17 protein-coding genes are annotated in these 18,672 nt (G+C 45.1%); 11 read left to right on the forward strand and 6 right to left on the reverse strand.

Translation table 11 applies throughout. The annotated features are described in order from the left end of the window. The first annotated feature begins 232 nt into the window (after nucleotides 1–232). The 6 genes from porK (at nucleotide 233) to KE626_RS02445 (ending at nucleotide 6,409) form a co-directional block, all read left to right on the forward strand. Entirely contained in the window at nucleotides 233–1,516 is a 1,284-nt protein-coding gene (porK, locus tag KE626_RS02420; protein WP_249207210.1) for a T9SS ring complex lipoprotein PorK/GldK, read from the forward strand. A 150-nt stretch (nucleotides 1,517–1,666) separates the two neighbouring features. Continuing rightward, nucleotides 1,667–2,404, forward strand: a complete 738-nt coding sequence (porL, locus tag KE626_RS02425; RefSeq protein ID WP_249207211.1) for a type IX secretion system motor protein PorL/GldL — start codon at nucleotides 1,667–1,669, stop codon at nucleotides 2,402–2,404. A gap of 55 nt (nucleotides 2,405–2,459) precedes the next feature. Further along, a complete protein-coding gene (gene porM, locus KE626_RS02430) occupies nucleotides 2,460–4,001 on the forward strand; it encodes a type IX secretion system motor protein PorM/GldM (protein WP_211971286.1) in 1,542 nt (513 codons plus the stop codon). 20 nt (nucleotides 4,002–4,021) lie between these two features. Beyond that, nucleotides 4,022–5,047 (forward strand): type IX secretion system ring subunit PorN/GldN, encoded by a 1,026-nt coding sequence (porN, locus tag KE626_RS02435; protein ID WP_211971287.1) that lies wholly within the window; start codon nucleotides 4,022–4,024, stop codon nucleotides 5,045–5,047. 130 nt (nucleotides 5,048–5,177) lie between these two features. Continuing rightward, the gene (locus KE626_RS02440; protein ID WP_211971288.1) at nucleotides 5,178–5,747 is read left to right on the forward strand and encodes a Crp/Fnr family transcriptional regulator; all 570 of its coding nucleotides are present in this window, start codon (nucleotides 5,178–5,180) and stop codon (nucleotides 5,745–5,747) included. A 65-nt stretch (nucleotides 5,748–5,812) separates the two neighbouring features. Then, complete coding sequence (locus KE626_RS02445) at nucleotides 5,813–6,409, forward strand: DinB family protein (protein WP_211971289.1); 597 nt, start codon at nucleotides 5,813–5,815, stop codon at nucleotides 6,407–6,409. Between the two features lie 27 nt (nucleotides 6,410–6,436). Here the strand turns inward: KE626_RS02445 and uvrC are convergent, their stop codons facing one another. The 3 genes from uvrC to gpmI all read right to left on the reverse strand — a co-directional run bounded on the left by uvrC (nucleotide 6,437) and on the right by gpmI (nucleotide 10,721). Then, nucleotides 6,437–8,248, reverse strand: a complete 1,812-nt coding sequence (gene uvrC / locus KE626_RS02450) for an excinuclease ABC subunit UvrC (protein ID WP_211971290.1) — start codon at nucleotides 8,246–8,248, stop codon at nucleotides 6,437–6,439. A 2-nt stretch (nucleotides 8,249–8,250) separates the two neighbouring features. Continuing rightward, nucleotides 8,251–8,835 carry a hypothetical protein gene (locus KE626_RS02455; protein ID WP_211971291.1) on the reverse strand — a complete coding sequence of 195 codons (585 nt, stop codon included), beginning with the start codon at nucleotides 8,833–8,835 and terminating at the stop codon, nucleotides 8,251–8,253. A gap of 362 nt (nucleotides 8,836–9,197) precedes the next feature. Then, nucleotides 9,198–10,721 (reverse strand): 2,3-bisphosphoglycerate-independent phosphoglycerate mutase, encoded by a 1,524-nt coding sequence (gene gpmI, locus KE626_RS02460; protein ID WP_211971292.1) that lies wholly within the window; start codon nucleotides 10,719–10,721, stop codon nucleotides 9,198–9,200. A gap of 293 nt (nucleotides 10,722–11,014) precedes the next feature. Between gpmI and KE626_RS02465 the strand changes: the two genes are divergently transcribed. From KE626_RS02465 to KE626_RS02480, 4 genes are all read left to right on the forward strand, one after another. Then, entirely contained in the window at nucleotides 11,015–11,431 is a 417-nt protein-coding gene (locus tag KE626_RS02465) for a DUF4783 domain-containing protein (RefSeq protein WP_211971293.1), read from the forward strand. Nucleotides 11,432–11,628: 197 nt separating this feature from the next. Further along, nucleotides 11,629–12,480 (forward strand): carboxylating nicotinate-nucleotide diphosphorylase, encoded by an 852-nt coding sequence (gene nadC, locus KE626_RS02470; RefSeq protein WP_211971294.1) that lies wholly within the window; start codon nucleotides 11,629–11,631, stop codon nucleotides 12,478–12,480. Between the two features lie 10 nt (nucleotides 12,481–12,490). After that, a complete protein-coding gene (locus KE626_RS02475; RefSeq protein ID WP_211971295.1) occupies nucleotides 12,491–13,372 on the forward strand; it encodes a diacylglycerol/lipid kinase family protein in 882 nt (293 codons plus the stop codon). Nucleotides 13,373–13,392: 20 nt separating this feature from the next. Continuing rightward, nucleotides 13,393–13,731, forward strand: coding sequence for a translation initiation factor (locus KE626_RS02480; RefSeq protein WP_211971296.1), 339 nt, complete (start codon nucleotides 13,393–13,395; stop codon nucleotides 13,729–13,731). 114 nt (nucleotides 13,732–13,845) lie between these two features. On the opposite strand, the gene KE626_RS02485 is transcribed toward KE626_RS02480, so the two are convergent. Next, a complete protein-coding gene (locus KE626_RS02485; protein WP_211971297.1) occupies nucleotides 13,846–14,838 on the reverse strand; it encodes an aldo/keto reductase in 993 nt (330 codons plus the stop codon). Between the two features lie 88 nt (nucleotides 14,839–14,926). Further along, nucleotides 14,927–15,865 (reverse strand): helix-turn-helix transcriptional regulator, encoded by a 939-nt coding sequence (locus tag KE626_RS02490; protein ID WP_211971298.1) that lies wholly within the window; start codon nucleotides 15,863–15,865, stop codon nucleotides 14,927–14,929. Nucleotides 15,866–16,211: 346 nt separating this feature from the next. On the opposite strand from KE626_RS02490, the gene KE626_RS02495 reads away from it, so the two are divergent. After that, complete coding sequence (locus tag KE626_RS02495; protein WP_211971299.1) at nucleotides 16,212–17,783, forward strand: glycosyltransferase family 39 protein; 1,572 nt, start codon at nucleotides 16,212–16,214, stop codon at nucleotides 17,781–17,783. Nucleotides 17,784–17,877: 94 nt separating this feature from the next. Here the strand turns inward: KE626_RS02495 and KE626_RS02500 are convergent, their stop codons facing one another. Beyond that, a complete protein-coding gene (locus KE626_RS02500; RefSeq protein ID WP_249207212.1) occupies nucleotides 17,878–18,666 on the reverse strand; it encodes a biotin--[acetyl-CoA-carboxylase] ligase in 789 nt (262 codons plus the stop codon). Nucleotides 18,667–18,672 lie beyond the last annotated feature (6 nt).

Raw genomic sequence — 18,672 nt, forward strand, 5'->3', positions numbered from 1 at the left:
TCAATAAATGTTATTACGTTTATATAATAAAATGTTAAAAGCAGCGTTTAAACTAGTTACAGATCGGTTCTGAGCGGAATTGAAAAAGTTGGATAAAAAGTCACTACGGATTAAAATTAATTATTACATTTGCTATCTTTCATATAAACAAAAGCGGGTGAAATATGAGAAATGTGTTCCCTTGTATACAGGCAAATCACACCAGGCTGGTTAATAGAAAAAACATATTCTGATGAAAGCTACCCTTATGAAGCTTAACTATGTAAAAGGTCTGTTGGCGGTATTGCTGGTTTCCCTGCTGGCCAGCTGTGGCGGTAGTAAAACCCCTAAAAATGCACAAGGTCAATTGATTGGCGTAAGCCCTCGACCAAAGTACACTCCCCCTGTACCTTATGGGATGGTATACATACCAGCCGGAACGTTCCACATGGGTCCAAGTGACGAAGACGTAAACTATGCATTTACGGCGCGTAACAAGTCAATTTCCATTTCTGGTTTCTACATGGATGCCACGGAAATTACCAACAACGAGTATCGCCAGTTTGTGCAATGGGTACAGGATTCGATCGCTCACATCCTCCTGGGACATGTAAAATCTGATGATGGACATGACATCATCGATTGGAAGCAGAAAATTAACTGGAAGGACAAAGGAACCTGGGAGAAGCTGGATGCCATGGTGTATTCAGAAGCCGACAGGTTATATGGCCGTAAAGATATCGATGTAGGTAAACTGATTTACCACCAGGAAACTTTCAACTGGGATAAAGCCAAGTTGAGGGAAAATATTGGTAAGCCACGTTCTACTTTTATTGTGAAGAAAGATGTGCCCATTTACCCGGATACGCTTTGCTGGATCAGGGACTTCTCTTATGCCTACAACGAGCCGATGACGCGTATGTATTTCTGGCACCCGGCATTCGATAATTACCCGGTAGTAGGTGTAAACTGGCACCAGGCAACTGCTTTCTGCGAATGGAGAAGTAAGTTCTGGGAAGACTATCGCATGAGCAAAAAACTGTTTACGGAAGATAAATTCCAACTGCCATCTGAAGCACAATGGGAATATGCAGCGCGCGGCGGAAGGGAACAAACTCCTTACCCATGGGGCGGTTATTATATCCGTAACAAAAAAGGATGCTTACTTGCCAACTTTAAACCTGGTCGCGGTAACTATCCGGAAGACGGCGGCTTTTACACGGTACGTGCAGATGCCTACTGGCCTAACGATTACGGCTTATACAATATGTCCGGTAACGTAGCTGAGTGGACCGCAGATATCTTCTACGAAAATGCCTACTCATTTACTTCTGATATGAACCCTTATTTAAGAATGGATGTACCAGATGATGCACCATTAAAGATGAAGCGTAAAGCCATCAGGGGCGGATCATGGAAAGACGTGGGTTATTTCCTGCAGACAGGAACCAGGACATATGAATACCAGGACAGTGCTAAATCATACGTTGGTTTCAGATGTACCATTGCCCTGAGCAGAAGAGCCAAACACAGATAGATAGGAAAAACCAGTAATAGCCTGTATTAATATAACTACGAAAGAAACCTTTGTATTATGTACACTATTATCAGCAAATCAGTGAGAATTAACTATTCCATACAGACTTTAACTCTTAACACTTTAACCAGTAAATTTTAACCTATGGCTATGAATCCTAACAAAGCTAAATGGCTGAACTTTTTCGTATGTATTGCGGCTTCCGTGGTAATTATCGGAGCATTATTCAAATTGCAACACTGGCGCGGAGCTGACATCGCTTTGATCTTAGGTCTGAGCACTGAAGCGCTCATCTTTTTTGTATACGCTTTCGTGCCCGATTCCAGTGCGCACCAGGAAGGTCAGGTAGTAGCAGTTGCCGGCAGCCCGGCAGTAGCCGGACTGGACAAGATGCTCCAGGAAGCAGATATCACACCAGCTAACCTGCAGCGCCTGAGCGAGAACTTCCAGAAACTGGGTACTACCGTTGATAAAATGAGAGACATCAGCGATGTGGTAGCAGCTACCGGAGATTACACACAGAAAACAAGAGAAGCTGCCAGCGCTATTGGTAATGTAGCGAATGCTTATACTACTGCCGCTGCTGCTGTATCTTCTTTCAACAGTGCATCAGAGTCTACCAAAGATTTCCATGTGCAGATGCAGGGTATGACTAAAAATCTGGCTTCCCTCAATGCTATCTACGAACTGGAACTCCAGGACACCAACAACCACCTGAAAGCAATGAACTCGTTCTACAGCAACCTGCAGAATGCATCCAGCGCTATGAGTGGCAGCATTGAAGATGCTAAGAAAACGCAGGAACAAATTTCCCTGCTCGCTAAAAACCTCAGCAACCTGAACTCTATCTATGGTAACATGCTGAGTGCCATGCACGGAGGAAGATAAGGTGTAGCTAATAGTTTCTGAATTAACACATATCAATTAAATCTGAAAACAAACTATGGCACTACCTAGAGATCCCAGACAGAAGATGATCAACATCATGTACCTGGTCTTGACGGCCATGCTGGCGTTGAACGTCTCTGCCGAAATATTGAACGCATTTAGTATCGTAAATAACTCAATTAATACTTCCAATAAAGCACTCGCAGATAAAAACGATTTCATCTACAAGCAGTTCGATGCACAAATGAAGGAAAACGCCGCAAAAGTGGCGCCCTACAAAGCAAAGGCTGAAGATGTAAAGAAAATATCTGCCAGCATGTATGACTATGTACAATCCTTAAAAGAAACCATTATCACTGAAAGCGGTGGTAAAGACGAACATGGTGAAATCAAGGATAAAGCTGGTCTGGATGCCCCTACCCGGGTAATGGAGAACAACAAAAAAGGACCTGAGCTGGAAGCAAAGCTGAAAGAACTGCGCGCCAAACTCCTCTCCTATATTGACGATCCTAAAAGCAAAGCACAGATTGAAAAAACTTTACCACTGAAAATAGAAGTTGGCAAATCCAGTGATGATCATGGCGGCGGTCCTAAAACATGGACTACCTACCACTTCAACATGGTGCCTACCATTGCAGCAGTAACCATCCTGGGCAAATTCCAGAATGATATCAAAAACTCTGAATCTGCTGTGATTGATTATCTCTTCGGTCGTATTGAAGCCAATACTTTCAAATTTGATAAAGTAAGACCTTTCATTTCCCTGAATTCCAAAAACCTTATGGAAGGACAAACCTTAACTGCCAACATCGCAGTGGGTGCCTATAGCACTACGGTTAATCCAACTATCGTTGTAAATGGTCAATCCATTGAAGCGCATGAAGGTTTAGGAACGATTAATATTCCAGCTTCCGGCATTGGTGAAAAAACCATCTCCGGTACCATTACCTTACCTAGCCCTTCTGGTGGCGCTCCTGAATCCTATCCCTTTACAGAAACTTATAATGTTGGTGCTTCTGCTACCTCCATCTCTGCAGATAAAATGAACGTGCTGTATATCGGCCTGCAAAATCCTATCTCGATTTCTGCTGCCGGTGTGCCCGCCGAACAGGTATCTGCCTCTATTACCGGTGGTAATATGACTAAACGCGGTTCAGGCGAATATATCGTTACTGTAAGTCAGCCTGGTAAAGCAGTGATCAACGTTGTTGCCAACATCGACGGCAAAACCAAATCACTCGGTCAGAAGGAATTCCGTGTAAAACGTGTTCCTGACCCGGTACTGAAAGTAGGTGTTAACAAAGGTGGTAGCATGAAAGCTGCTGACTTTAAAGTACAGGGCGGTTTACGTGCTGACCTGGAAGATTTCGAATTTGAAGGTGTAAAGTATGAAGTAATCGGTTACCGCGTAGGTATCTCTGCAAAAGGCAAAGAATACCAGGAAGGTGATGCTACTTCCGCTTATTTCCCTGGTAGCGTAACAGCGTCTATCCGCTCGCTGCGCCCCGGTGACGAAGTATTTTTTGAAAATGTGAAAGTGAAAGGCCCGGATAACATTGTTCGTTCGATGCCGAGTACTATATTTAAATTAAACTAACGGTCATTAATTACTGAATTATGCGAGCAGTAATATTTAACAGAATTGGTTGGTGCACTCTTTTGCTGGTAATGCTGGCAACAGCTGCTGATGCGCAACGCCGCGGAGGAACAACCCGTCGCAGAACTGCCACCACAGCTACGCCGCCACCGGATACTTCAGTGGTAAACCCGGCAACCGGGAACGCTGTTACGCCGCCTCCCCCTGCTCCCCCTGCTTCTCAACGCCCGGACGGTATTACCGCCCCGCTGGTAGATACTCCCCGTAAATCGTTACGTATCGATGGCGTGGTGGAAAGAAACCTCGCGAGAGAACGTACACCAATTGCCTACGACTACATCCGCGAGGATGATCGTTTCTGGGAAAAACGTGTATGGCAGGTAATCGATATCAGGGAAAAAATCAACCTCCCCTTCCAATATAATGTGGAAGATGAGACAGGTACCAATCAACTGTTTATTAATATTCTGCTGGACGCCGTCAAGAATAAAGAGATAGAAGCTTTCAGCGCTATCGATGACCGTTTCACTACCATAATGCCTTATTCTGAAATTCAGAATAAACTCAGCGGTGAAGAAAGAACTGTACGCAGCATAGATCCCGTAACCGGCGAAGAAAAAATGGTGACCACCCGTGATGACTTCGATCCACGTACTATTAAACAGTACAAGATCAAAGAAGTTTGGGTGTTCGACAAAGAAGCCTCCGCCCTGAAGGTACGTATACTGGGTATAGCTCCTATGGTATCCCGTATAAATGAAGATGGCTCCGTACGCGCCTCCATTCCTTTATTCTGGGTATACTATCCGGATTGCCGCGGTATCCTGGCTAAACACGATGTGTATAACCAGAATAACGATGCATCCACTATCAGCTGGGAAGACCTTTTCGAAATGCGCTTCTTCGGTAGCTACATCGTAAAGGAAAACAATACTTATAACCGCGAGATCAAAGACTATATTAAAGACGGTACCATGCGCCTCCTCGAAGGTCAAGCCATACACGACCGTATCTTTAATAAAGAACAGGATCTATGGCAATACTAGCTGTTAGCAGTTAGCATAGAGCGAAAGCATAAAAGCTACTAAAGCGAATGAACGAAGTGTTTTTTGATATACGCTTCGTTCATTCGCTTTAGTAGCTTTTATGCTTTCGCTTTATGCTTATCTTAGCTATATGAAGTTGCTGTACAACGCCATACAGATGATCATGCCGCTTCCCGACCGGGAATGGGAAGCCCTCGCCGCCTGCTGGACGCCCGTACAGTACAAAAGAAAAGAGGTAATGACGGTTGCCGGTGAAGTGGAAAAATATCTCTATTTCGTTACTGCCGGTGTTCAACGGGTGTTTTGCCTGGATGGAGATAAAGAATCTACCCTCGTATTTACCTATACCGGCTCTTTTTCAGGTGTAATAGATTCCTTCCAGTTGCAACGCCCCTCTCCCTGGTACCTGGAAACACTCACCCACAGCGAATTACTGCGAATGAGCTATACCGATTTCAACCGCCTCACACTGGAGTTTCCGTTAATAGAAAGATGGGTGCGATTGGCTACAGTAGCCGCATTGGCCGGCGTATTGGAGCGGCAGCGGGAATTGCTGTCTTTCACCGCAGAACAAAAATTCAGAAAGCTGCTTACCCGTAGCCCACAGGTATTACAGCTCATTCCACATAAATACCTCGCCTCTTACCTGGGTATAGACCCTGCTACTTTCAGTAAATTATTGGGTACCGTGAAACTATAAAATGTTGATCTGCACAAAGATTTTTTAATAAAGACCAACCTAGTTTTGTACTAAATATCAACGCCATGAGCACCGTTAAAAGTAATGAATTGTTGCAGGAGCTTCGTAAACAGGTGGTAGCACTACAGTATAAAACAACACACTATCTGGGCATACAACCAGCCGCTATATTGCAACATGTACCTGCACCCTGCAAATGGAGCGCAGTGCAGTGCCTGGAGCACCTGAATACTTATGGTAGGTATTATCTGCCGGCATTGGAACAGGTAATAGCCACCGCCGAAAAAAGCAACAGCCGGTCGGAAACCACGTTTAAAAGCAGCTGGTTAGGCGCTTATTTTACCCGCCTGATGCAACCCACTGAAAACGGACAGCTCCGTTCCCGCATGAAATCTCCCAAAGGACATATTCCGGCGGTTAAACCCGAAGAAACAACAGTATTAAATGAGTTTGGCCAACAACTGGAACAGCTGGAAAATTTATTATCGCGTGCGGGAAAAATAAATATCCGTAACAACAAAGTCGCTACTTCATTGTCGCGCTTTATAAAATTATCGGTAGGTGATACATTCGGATTTCTGATTGCACATATACACCGGCATGTATTGCAGGCAGAAAGGGCGATGGCAGACAGCCCCCATCCGGCATTGAAAGCCGTATAGGGATTGCCGTTATACAGGTGCAATTATTTATTGCTTGTCGTTATGAAAATGCGCCCAGATCAGTTTGGCTTTTGCAGTACCCACTTCTTTCGTAAGGTCTTCCAGCGACAACAATTTTATTTTGGCTACCGAGCGGAAAGTTTTCAATAATTGGGTAGCGGTATTTTCACCAATTCCTTTGATACCTTCCAGCTCATTTTTAAACGTGCCTTTGCTGCGTTTCTGCCGGTGAAAAGTAATACCAAAGCGGTGTACTTCGTCGCGCACCCTGCGTATCAGTTTCAGGCTTTCGCTGTTATAAGGCAACTTTATACTTTCGGAATCGCCCGGGAAAAATATTTCCTCTTCATTTTTGGCTAGCCCCACAACGGTCATACTGCCTATCAGGTTCAGCTCGCGAATGCTCTCCATAGCAGATCCGAGCTGGCCTTTACCGCCATCGATAATGACCAGCTGAGGCAAGGGCTGCTGCTCAGCTAACAGGCGGTTATATCGTCTGAAAACAACTTCTTTCATCGAGGCAAAGTCATTGATCCCTTCTACCGTTTTGATGTTGAAATGCCGGTAATCTTTATTCGAAGCCAGACCATCTTTAAATACCACGCATGCTGCCACGGGATAACTACCCTGGAAGTTTGAGTTATCAAAACATTCGATATGCTCCGGTAGTACCGGTAACTCCAGGTCGGCCTGCAGCTGATATAATACCTGTTTGCGTTCCATATCCGTTTTACCTTCCAGGTGCAGGATCTTTTTACGATAGAGGTCTTCTTTAAAATAGTTTACATTCTTCTCCGACAATTCCAACAGTTTCTTTTTATCGCCTCCCCTGGGAACAGTAACAGCAACGCTGTTTTCCGGATATTCTAATGGGAACGGCACTACTATTTCGTTGGTAATGCTTTTAAATACTTCCCGGAGATAGGCAATAGCATAAGCCAGCACTTCTTCATCCGTTTCCTCCAGCTGCTTTTCCAGCGTTACGGTTTTGGTGTCGGCGATGGTACCGTTAAGAATGCGCAGGTAGTTTACATATGCGTGATTGCCCTCGCTGATAATGGAAAACACATCCACATTGCCCATGCGGTTATTAACGATGGTGGATTTGGCAGAATAATCTTCCAGGCTGGCTATTTTTTTGCGCATGATCTCAGCCTTCTCAAATTCCATCTTCGACACATGCTCCAGCATCTGTTCTTTAAACAGGCTGACCACCGGCGTAAGATTACCTTTTAAAACGTTCTTCACCTGCTGCAGCCCTTCCCGGTAATCTTCCTGCGTTTGCAATCCTTCACAAGGGCCTTTGCAATTTCCCAGGTGGTATTCAAGACATACCTTGAACTTCCCTTTTCGTATATTCTCTTCCGTTAAGTTCAGGTTGCAGGTACGTAAAGGGATATTGTATTTGATGACATCCAGTATTTCCCTGACACGACCCACAGAGGTAAACGGCCCCAGGTAATCCGATCCGTCTTTGATAACATTGCGCGTAAAAAACACACGGGGAAACGATTCGTGTTTAATAACAATGTAGGGATAGGTTTTATCATCTTTCAGGTTAATATTATACTTCGGCCTGAATTGTTTAATAAGGGAATTTTCCAGTAAAAAGGCATCCTGCTCCGAATCTACAATGGTGAATTCAATGTGGTGGATATGTTCCACCAGTTTGCGGGTTTTGTAACTATCATGATTTTTTACAAAATAGGAACTGACCCTTTTACGCAAACTTTTGGCCTTGCCCACGTACAGGAGCGTACCGGATTCGTCGTAGTATTTATAAATACCTGCATTGGCAGGTATGGTATGTGATATTTTCTGAAACTCCGCTGCGGTCATGTTTACATCCCTTTTTTAGGTGCAATCGTTACATTTATTTCCAGTTCCTTGGGCGACAGAAAGGCGATTTTCTGATAGGTAGTCATCCGAACCTGCTTTTTTTGCTGGTAAAAAAGGTCCTGCCGGAACTCATACACCAGGTTGCTGGTGTAAGAATGGATGTTCACCTGTTGAATGTTGCCCTGTTTATCCAGCTCCATTATCACTTCAGAGGGATTGGTTTGTTTGCCCCGGGATTTATATATCACGGATTTTCTGCCGGAAAACGGATCGTACAGACTGGATGTATCATATTCGTCCCGGAGAGAGGGCTTATTCAGATCGGCATCCATGAATGGCTTTAACAGGTCATGTACCGTGGCGCTGTCTGTACCGGAAACCTGTGCCGTATCTTTTTTGCCGTTGAGCACCACTGTTTTAAACAAGGTATAGTCGTTGGACCGGATATTTTTATCCTCCTGGCTGAAATAGTCTGGCAGTCGGACAAACTTATCCAGTGAGGAAGGGTTCGATTGTTTATTTGCCGTGTTACAGGCCATAAAGCCAATTATGGTAAACAACACCGTTACTTGCCTGTATTTTTTCATGCTGCAAAATTAATACTTAAATGTGGGTCATAAAAAATGCGCCGTAAAAACGGCGCATCGATGCATGAGCAAATCTGTCGAGAGCACTAAAAATATGTAAATCAGCACGTTGGCTGACAATTTTTTCCAGGTCAACGTCTATTAAACGGGTGCCATGAACTAAATGTTACAGGCGGGGATAAATAAACCTCGAATTTTTCCTTTATCAGGATTTGATGATTCCGGGATTTTTCCTGTCGCTTAAAAAAGATTAGCGAATCTAAAAGCGGGTATCCACTTTGTCTTCGCTAATCCTTTTTTTAATCCTGTAAAATATAATCCTGAAATCGTCAAAATCAGTTTAATCCTAAAACGAATCCGCGCTACACCAGGAGGTTACCGGTCATTTCCTTAGGGATGGGTAATCCCATGAAATGCAGGATGGTAGGAGCAATATCGCCTAGTTTACCATCTTTTACGGTTCCCCTGAAATCTTTGTTGATAATAAAGAAAGGTACCAGGTTCAGCGAGTGGGCGGTATTAGGACTGCCGTCTTCGTTGATCATAAAATCTGCGTTTCCGTGGTCTGCAGTGAGGAAAACGGTGTAGTCGCTGGCCAGTGCGGCAGTTACTACGCGTTCAACGCAATGGTCAACTGTTTCCACTGCTTTCACAACGGCTTCGAAAACGCCGGTATGGCCTACCATGTCGGCATTAGCGAAATTGAGCACCACGAAATCGGCTGATTTTTGCTCCAGTTCAGGAACAATCAGGTCTGCCAGCTCATTGGCGCTCATTTCGGGTTTCAGATCGTAGGTGGCCACTTTAGGAGAAGCCGCCATCAATCTGCGTTCGCCGGGGAATTCCGTTTCACGGCCGCCGGAAAAGAAGAAAGATACGTGCGGATATTTCTCTGTTTCAGCGATACGGATCTGTGTGCAGTTATCTTTCGCCAGCACTTCACCCAGCGTCATATTGAGATTATCGTTTTCAAAAATTACGTGTACATTTTTATAGGTACGGTCGTAATCCGTCATGGTAGTATAGTAAAGATCCAGTGGCTTCATGCCGAAATCAGGAAATGCTTCCTGGCTCAGTACCTGTGTTATTTCGCGGCAACGATCTGTACGGAAGTTGAAGCAAAGTACAGCGTCTCCGTCCTGTATAGTGGCTACTGGCTTTTGCTGCGCATCTGTCACCACAATTGGTTTTATGAATTCATCTGTTACGCCTTCTGCGTAAGATGCTTTTACGGCAGTTAACGGGTCCTGGGTAGGGGTGCCTGTACCGTGTACCAGGGCGTCGTAAGCCAGTTTCACACGTTCCCAGCGTTTATCGCGGTCCATGGCGTAGTAACGGCCGGTAATGGTGGCAATTTTACCCGTGGATGCTTCCAGGTGGGCCGACAGGTTTTCGAGATAACCCAATCCACTTTTCGGATCTGTATCACGTCCGTCTGTAAAGGCATGGATGTATACTTTTTCCAGACCCTGTGCTTTCGCGATAGTGGTCAGCGCTTTCAGGTGTTCAATATGTGAATGCACCCCGCCATCACTTACGAGTCCGATCAGGTGCAGGGCTTTATCATTGTTTTTGGCATGAGCCAGGGTATCCAGTAATACAGGATTGGCTGCCAGTTCTCCATCTCTGATCGCTACATTGATCCTTTGTAATTCCTGGTATACGATTCTGCCGGCGCCGATGTTCAGATGCCCTACTTCAGAGTTACCCATTTGTCCGTCCGGAAGACCAACGGCTTCACCACAGGTGATCAGGTGACTGTGCGGGTATTGCTTGTATAAACTGCTTACAAAGGGAGTTTTTGCATGTGCAATGGCATCGGCTGTAGGAACTTTACCTTCGCCCCATCCGTCCATAATTACGAGAATGGCTCTTTTCTTTTCCATATCCTATCTGGTTATAGTTTAATATAAATTCACTCAAGAGGGTGAAAGTACTTATAAAGGGTTTAAATATTTTGCAAAAATAACGCTTATCAAAAAATTAACCCTCCAGACCTTGCTTTGCACAGATCTTATATTCTAATTATTCAAAATGAAACACATATTATCTTACTATCATGACTTACTGATTAGTAGCTACCACGATAATGTGATTTTATTGATTTGCAGCGCGTTTGGCATAGTTTTCGCTTTTAATTTGAGTTGGAAAAATCACATTTTTAATAAAATAACTGACAATGAAGAAGCTATTGATTGTGCTGGGGATCATGTTGGTAGGAGGAGTTTTTACAGCATTTACACTGTCGGCCAGGTCAATTAGTATTGTAACGGTTGCGGGCCCATTTGAAGACGTAGTAGCTGCATTGAAACAAGGTGATGTAAATGCTTTATCACGCTATCTTGATAATACCGTTGAAATTAATATAGCAGGAAAATCAAATTCCTATAGTAAGGCACAGGCAGAAATTATCCTAAAGGATTTCTTCTCCAAAAATCCGGTGAAATCTTTTGAACTCATCCATCAGGGAGGTGATAACTCCCGTTTTGGTATCGGCAATATGAGTACTGGTAATGGTGCTTTCAGGGTTTCCTTTTTCCTGCAAAAGAAAGGTGGTAGTATGGTACTGAATGAATTAAGGTTTGAGAGTAAGTAGCTTTACCCATATAAATAATTGAAAAAAACCGATGCCCCGCAATAAATTGCGGGGCACTTTTTATTTTTGACATATCTTTCACGCGGTAATTACGAATGGCGAATTACGAATTACGGATTTGTGAAGAAAGCGAATGCTCTTCTCCCCACAGATCCGTAATTCGTAATTTGTAATTCGCAATTGAAAATTATTCAACTATGTTAGATGAAGCAGCGCTGAATGCGTTTATCAGAAGCGCACTGGCAGAAGATATCGGAAGCGGGGACCATTCCACAATGGCTTGTATTCCTCCTACTGCGAAAGGAAAAGCGGTTTTGAAGATCAAGGAAGATGGTATCCTGGCCGGTATGGAAGTAGCCGAGGCGATCTTTAAATGGCTGGATATGTACACCGTATTTACCCCGCATAAAAAAGATGGCGATGCCATGAAGGCCGGTGAAGTGGCTTTTGAAGTAGAAGCGGCTGTACACACCCTGCTTATGGGCGAGCGACTGGTACTGAATTGTATGCAGCGCATGAGCGGTATTGCTACTTTAACACATCAGTATGTAACGAAGCTGAAAGGATATCATACCCGCGTGCTGGATACCCGTAAAACAACGCCCAATTTCCGTATGCTGGAAAAAGAAGCAGTTCGTATAGGCGGTGGCGTTAACCACCGGATGGGACTGTATGATATGATTATGCTAAAGGATAATCATATTGATTTTTCCGGTGGCATTACCGCCGCTATTACCAAAACAGTAGCGTATCTGAAAGAACGTAAGCTTCCGCTGAAAATTGAGGTGGAAACGCGTAACATCGATGATGTGAAGGAAGTGCTCGCGGTAGGACAGATAGACCGCATTATGCTCGACAACTTTACACCCGCAGATATTGTTGCCGCATTGGAGCTGATCAAAGGCCGTTTTGAAACAGAGGCATCCGGCGGGATTACCATGGATACCCTGGAAGCATACGCCAAAACGGGTGTTGATTACATCTCTGTAGGCGCTATTATACACCATGCTGTGAGCCTGGATCTGAGTCTGAAGGCGATTATACTATAAAACAGTTTTTTTGAAGAAGATACTATTTATCATCAACCGCAAAGCGGGTACCGATCGTGAAAAACGCCTGGAACATGCTATCAGAAAGCATTTGCCAGGTGATCAATACGAGGTGAGCACAACCTACCTGGCTTACCTTGGACATGGCACAGACCTCGCAAGGGAAGCGGTACAAAACGGCGTGCACACCGTGGTGGCTGTTGGTGGCGATGGCTCCATCAACGAAATTGCACAGGGACTTATAGGCAGTAATACCGCCATGGCAATATTGCCACTGGGAAGTGGTAACGGGCTGGCACGCGCGCTCAAAATTCCGCTGGATATCGACAAAGCACTGCGTCTTATTGCCATAGATAAACAACTGCCAATTGATGTGGGCTATGCCAACGAACACCTGTTCCTCAGTAATGCCGGTGTTGGTTTCGATGCGCTCATCGCGGAACAGTTCCGACATAATACCAAACGTGGCTTGTCTGGCTACACCAAACTGGTACTCAAAAGTTTTAATACCTACCAACCGGCGGAATATACCATTGATATTGACGGCCAGTCCTTCCAGGCAAAAGCATTTCTGCTCACGGTAGCCAACGGCAACCAGTTTGGATATGAATTTAAACTGGCGCCAAAAGCCAGCGTGTTCGACGGGCAACTGGATCTTTGTATCATGCCACCGGTAGGTATCATGAGCTTGCTGCCAGTGAGCGTTTTTTCCCTGATGGGCAACATCGATAGAACCCGCTACATCCAGCATTATACAGGAAAAAATATTACTATTAAAAGTGATGCCCTGCAATACCTGCAGGTAGATGGCGATGCCGTTCCGCTTACTGAAAATGGCGTAGTGCGCATACGGATACAAACACAGGCGATCAACCTTGTGGTAAACGAATAACCTTTAAATATTTTAGGGAGATGTCGAAGAAAAAAAACACACCGGGAAATGGAATTGTATATTCCACTGATCCTAACTTTTCATTCGAACCGGAACCGGAAGAAGTAACAGATACATTAGCTCCGGCAGAACAGATCCTGCGGGTAATACTCGATAAAAAACAACGCGCAGGAAAAGTAGTTACACTAGTTACCGGCTTTGTAGGTAAAGAGGAAGATATAGAGAAACTGGGTAAAGAATTAAAAACGAAATGTGGCACCGGCGGTAGCGTAAAGGATGGCGAAATCCTCATCCAGGGCGACTATAAAGAGAAAGTAATAAAATGGCTGCAAGACTGGGGCTATAAAAGAACAAAGTAAAACCAGCTTTTAGCTATTAGCTTTTAGCTTTTAGTAAATGCAGCGAAGACCGTCATAACATTATCTCCGCTGCATTTACTAAAAGCTAAAAGCTAACAGCTAAAAGCTGGTTCGCTATCTATTTACCAGTTTCATTCCTCCGGCTGTATACCTGGCTCCGGCGATGGTATTGCTCCGTAAAATGTCGTCGATAGCAGCAAGATCGGCGGCCGATAAGTTCACGTCAGCGGCAGCTGCATTTTCCTGTAAATATTTTCTGCGTTTGGTGCCCGGAATAGGCACAATGTCTTCACCTTGCGCAAGCAGCCATGCGAGCGACAATTGGGCCGCAGTGATCCCTTTTTCTTTTGCCAGTGCTTCGAGTGCAGTTACGGTTTGTAAGTTTTGTTCGAAGTTTCCTTCCTGGAAACGAGGCAGGTTTTTGCGGAAATCGCCGTCGCTTAGTACATCGGGGCTGTTGATAGCGCCCGTGGAAAGGCCTCTGCCCAATGGGCTGTAGGCTACCAGCGTGATGCCCAGTTCGCGGGTGGCCGCAAGGATATCTGGTTCCACATCGCGGGTAAACAGCGAGTATTCTGTTTGCAGTGCAGCAATAGGATGTACAGCATTTGCCTTTTGAATAGAAGCAACGCCTGCTTCAGACAAGCCAAGGTAGCGTACCTTACCTTCTTTTACCAACTCGGCCATAGCGCTTACAGTTTCTTCCACAGGTACTGCATCATCTATACGATGAGAATAGTAAAGATCAATTACATCTACCTTTAACCTTTTTAAACTTGCTTCACAGGCTTGTTTCAGGTATTTTGGAGAACCATCAAAATAGGTACTCCCATCTTCCTTAAATTTGAATCCGAATTTGGTAGCAAGAAAAACTTTATCTCTTTTGGTAGCAAGTATTTTTGAAAGAAGTATTTCATTGGCGCCCTGGCCGTACATGTCGGCGGTGTCCCAGAAGTTGATGCCCAACTCCAGCGCCAGTTCAAGGGTGGCCAGTGATTCGGTTTCATTAAAGTCCTGGCCATTGCCGTACGCATATGACATGCCCATGCAACCCAGTCCAATAGCGGATATTGACTCACCTGTTTTACCTAGTTTTCTGTACTGCATATTGTTTTCATTTTAGTGATACAAAAGTACATGCAGGTACAGGACTTACAGTTGTAAGTGGCAAAGTATTACTTGTTAATATCAAAGGTTAATGCACCCTGTAAATATGTGGTGCTACGCCACTGTGATTTTTAAAAAAGTGTGTGAAGTTACCGGGGTCCTCAAAACCCAGGCACCAGGCTATTTCAGCAATCTGCCAGTCTGTATGCATCAGCAGCAGGCGCGCTTCCAGCAGCATCCGCTGCCGGATATGTTCGCTCACCGTACGGCCTGTAGCCTGTTTTACACAGGCATTTAAATGGTTGGGATGCGTATTTAAAACCTGGGCAAATTCCTTCGCTGTTTTAAGCGACACCTGGTTGTGGCTGTATTCAATGGGAAACTGCTTTTCCAGTTTGTCGGTGAAACGGTGCGCCAGTATCTGTGCGGCCGACATGGGCCGGTTAGGCTGCTGTACCTGTGCCGATAAACGCTTTCCTTCCAGCATCAGCAGTTTCAGGTATATAAGAATAGCTTCCTGTTTAAAGGCTGCATTTTCATGATACTCCCGCAGTAACTGTCTGAATATCGATTGAAGATATTCGCTTTGCTCATCCGTTAATTTAAATACTGCTTTTGCACCCATCTGTAAAAGCGGGTGTTGTAACAGGTTTTCAGGATGTGATGGCTGCGATTCAAACAGCAGGTCTGTAAACAGGCAGAAGTAACCCTCCTGCACATCAGAAGTGGCCCGCCATGTTTTCAGCTCAAACGGATTAATGAAAAGTAAAGTTGGACCATCTATTTCGTAGCGGTCTTCACCCATTGTGAAAACGCCGGTGCCTTTACTAAAGAAACTTATTTTATAATAATCCCGTCTGCTGGCGGTAACCTCATCCAAACAGGGATATTGCGCTCTTTCCTGTACGGCAAAACTGCCCCGCAGCGGTGCTTTGGGGATCATTTCCTTACGCGTGTACAAGAGAAGATCGTCGTTGAAGTCGTTGATTGTTTTCAGCTCAATGGAAGCATTTTTATTCGTAGACATTACCAAATTTAAGAAATTCCAAATTAAATTCCCCCGTTGCTCCTGCTGTCAATGTTAAGTTTTACAAAGAAGGAAGAGCCTCAAATCCTTGCTGTATCTACACGTTTCGGTTAAATGAAACTATGTTGCAATTTCATTTTTGATTAAATAGAAAAAATTTCACAATTTGTTAACGCCTTTATCAACCAAAATCTTGTTATCATCAAGCCCTGATGATTGCTATGTAGAGCGGCCTGCCACATATGCCAACGAACAAGAAATTTTAAACTACGAACGGAAATACAGTGCTTAAACAGCAGGTATTTCCGTTTTTTTTTAGCTGTGAAATTTTTGTTCAGATTCAGATATGATGATCCCAACGCCACCCGTTCCGCAAACAAACAGACAACAGGGTTCTATTTTGTTGCTCCTGTTTTTTATCATAGTAAAAATGGTGCTGCAATATGTATTGTTGAGCCCATACTATGAGCTGCATCGCGATGAATACCTGCACCTGGATCTCGCCAATCACTTGTCGGCTGGTTATTTATCGGTACCGCCACTGACTGCTTTCAATTCTTTGCTGATCAGGTGGCTGGGCAATGGTATGTTCTGGATAAAGTTTTTCCCGGCGTTTTACGGAGCATTGACCATGGTGCTGGTTTGGAAAATGGTGGAGTTGTTGGGTGGCAGATGGTTTGCGCAGGTATTGGCGGCCCTGGTATTTATCTGTTCAGGTATGGGCAGATTGAATTTGCTGTATCAGCCTAACTCCTTTGATGTGCTGGCCTGGACCTCGCTCTGCTGGTGCCTGCTGCAATATCTTCATACGGAACAAAATAAATGGTGGTGGTGGATGGGCGTAGTTGCCGGCATTGGTATTTTGAATAAATACAATATTATATTCCTGGTAATTGGCATGCTGGGCGGACTAATGCTTTCTTCTCACCGGCGTATATTCCGGAGCAGGCATGCCTGGGGCGGAGCATTGGTGGCGCTGTTGATAATATCTCCCAACCTGGTATGGCAATTTCTGCATGGCTGGCCGGTGGTACATCATATGAAGGAGTTAACAGAGAATCAGCTGGTGCATGTAAGCAGGATGAGTTTTATCGGTGATCAGTTCATTTTTTTCATGGGAGGCGCTTTTATAGTGGTGGCAGCATTGGTGGGATTATTATTTTATAAAGCGTTTCGCTCCTACCGGGTGATGTTGCTGGTATACCTGCTAACGATGTTGTTGTTTACCTATCTGCGGGCAAAAAGCTATTACTCACTGGGCTTGTACCCGGTATTACTGGCTTTTGGCAGTGTTTACTGGGAATACATTTTTGCTGAGCGAACTCCTTATCTGCGGGTGCTTTGGGTAGCGATCATCATCGTGCCCTTTGTACTGCTGATGAATGTTGTTTTCCCGGTGATGCCGCCGGCGCGGATCATCGAAAAAGCGGCTAAGTTCCGGGCGATGGGGCTTTTGCGTTGGGAAGACGGAAAGGATCACCCGCTTCCGCAGGATTTTGCAGATATGCTGGGTTGGCGGGAAATGTCGGCAATAGCCTTGCAAACCTGGCAGCAGGTGCCACGGGAGCAACAGCCCTATACCCTCGTGATCTGTGATAACTATGGGCAGGCCGGCGCCTTGAATTATTATAATAGCGGAAAAATGCCTTTGGCAGTAACGTTTAACGCAGACTATGTATACTGGTTTCCCAACATGGATACCATCCGGTACATCGTTAAGGTGGGTAAACGGCCTGAAGGAAAGTACCTGCAGCTGATCGGGAAGGTAACACAAACAGGGATGTTGCGCGACACCCTTTCCCGGGAGTACGGGGACAGTACCAATGCCTACCTGTTGTCGGATTTATCGCCTGCCCTGCCGGCTGTGCTGCGCAAGGCATTACAGGAAAAGCAGGCGGTTTACCAGGGCCGGAACTAACCATTTGGTCCGGGGGATCGACATGGTGAGTGTAGTTAAGAATGACGGCTGGCGGCGGCATCTCCCTAAAAGATGCTCAATAGTTATCCCCCACTTAGCGGTTGATGATAAATTCTACTTCTCCGAAGCCCAGCTGCATAACAACGCCGTCTTTTTCCAGGCAGAGATGTCCATCTGGTAATACGCCGCGGATCACGCCTTCAAAAATCTCCCCGTTTATCCTGTACAGGCCGGGCTGTTGCCAGCGGAAAAGGCGGGTTGAATATTCCTGCAATAGTGCTTCATAACCAGCAGGCTGGAGTTGCCGGATCCGTTTGTCGAGGAAGGTGCAAAGTTCCCGGGCGAGTGTGGACGCTTCCCTGACCTTGCCGGTGATTTGCCGGAGTGAAACGGCGTTGGACAGGTCGGGCGGGAAGCTGGCCTGGTTAATGTTGAGTCCGATACCAATAATGGCATATTGCCAGATATTTCCGCGTAATACATTCTCTATCAGGATGCCTCCTGCCTTTCTGTCACGCCAGTAAATATCGTTTGGCCACTTGATAATGGTTTCATCACCGGCATAGGAACTATAGCAATCGCAGGCAGCTAATGCCACCGCCATACTTAGCATAAACTGCCGGGAAAGCGGCAACATCGCAGGTTGGAGGGCGATAGTAAGTGCGCTGATGTCGCCGGGTTGGGCCAGCCATTGTTTCCCGCGGGTTCCTTTTCCGGCGGTTTGGTTGCTGGTAAACCATGCAGTACCGGATGTCACCTGCCCGGAATTTACCTGCGCCATGGCATAGTTATTGGTGCTGTCTATTTCGTCTAATATATGAAACGGGTGTCCTATCACATGAATCTTTTTTAGTCTGTATATCCGGCCCGAAAAGTAATTCATTTTATT

This window comes from Chitinophaga hostae (genome assembly GCF_018224885.1).
GTDB lineage: Bacteria > Bacteroidota > Bacteroidia > Chitinophagales > Chitinophagaceae > Chitinophaga > Chitinophaga hostae.

Excerpts from the sequence above, each read along its gene's own strand:
- porK (WP_249207210.1), top strand. The coding sequence starts at position 233 with ATGAAAGCTACCCTTATGAAGCTTAACTATGTAAAAGGTCTGTTGGCG.
- porL (WP_249207211.1), top strand. The coding sequence starts at position 1,667 with ATGAATCCTAACAAAGCTAAATGGCTGAACTTTTTCGTATGTATTGCG.
- porM (WP_211971286.1), top strand. The coding sequence starts at position 2,460 with ATGGCACTACCTAGAGATCCCAGACAGAAGATGATCAACATCATGTAC.
- porN (WP_211971287.1), top strand. The coding sequence starts at position 4,022 with ATGCGAGCAGTAATATTTAACAGAATTGGTTGGTGCACTCTTTTGCTG.
- KE626_RS02440 (WP_211971288.1), top strand. The coding sequence starts at position 5,178 with ATGAAGTTGCTGTACAACGCCATACAGATGATCATGCCGCTTCCCGAC.
- KE626_RS02445 (WP_211971289.1), top strand. The coding sequence starts at position 5,813 with ATGAGCACCGTTAAAAGTAATGAATTGTTGCAGGAGCTTCGTAAACAG.
- uvrC (WP_211971290.1), bottom strand. The coding sequence starts at position 8,248 with ATGACCGCAGCGGAGTTTCAGAAAATATCACATACCATACCTGCCAAT.
- KE626_RS02455 (WP_211971291.1), bottom strand. The coding sequence starts at position 8,835 with ATGAAAAAATACAGGCAAGTAACGGTGTTGTTTACCATAATTGGCTTT.
- gpmI (WP_211971292.1), bottom strand. The coding sequence starts at position 10,721 with ATGGAAAAGAAAAGAGCCATTCTCGTAATTATGGACGGATGGGGCGAA.
- KE626_RS02465 (WP_211971293.1), top strand. The coding sequence starts at position 11,015 with ATGAAGAAGCTATTGATTGTGCTGGGGATCATGTTGGTAGGAGGAGTT.
- nadC (WP_211971294.1), top strand. The coding sequence starts at position 11,629 with ATGTTAGATGAAGCAGCGCTGAATGCGTTTATCAGAAGCGCACTGGCA.
- KE626_RS02480 (WP_211971296.1), top strand. The coding sequence starts at position 13,393 with ATGTCGAAGAAAAAAAACACACCGGGAAATGGAATTGTATATTCCACT.
- KE626_RS02485 (WP_211971297.1), bottom strand. The coding sequence starts at position 14,838 with ATGCAGTACAGAAAACTAGGTAAAACAGGTGAGTCAATATCCGCTATT.
- KE626_RS02490 (WP_211971298.1), bottom strand. The coding sequence starts at position 15,865 with ATGTCTACGAATAAAAATGCTTCCATTGAGCTGAAAACAATCAACGAC.
- KE626_RS02495 (WP_211971299.1), top strand. The coding sequence starts at position 16,212 with ATGATGATCCCAACGCCACCCGTTCCGCAAACAAACAGACAACAGGGT.
- KE626_RS02500 (WP_249207212.1), bottom strand. The coding sequence starts at position 18,666 with ATGAATTACTTTTCGGGCCGGATATACAGACTAAAAAAGATTCATGTG.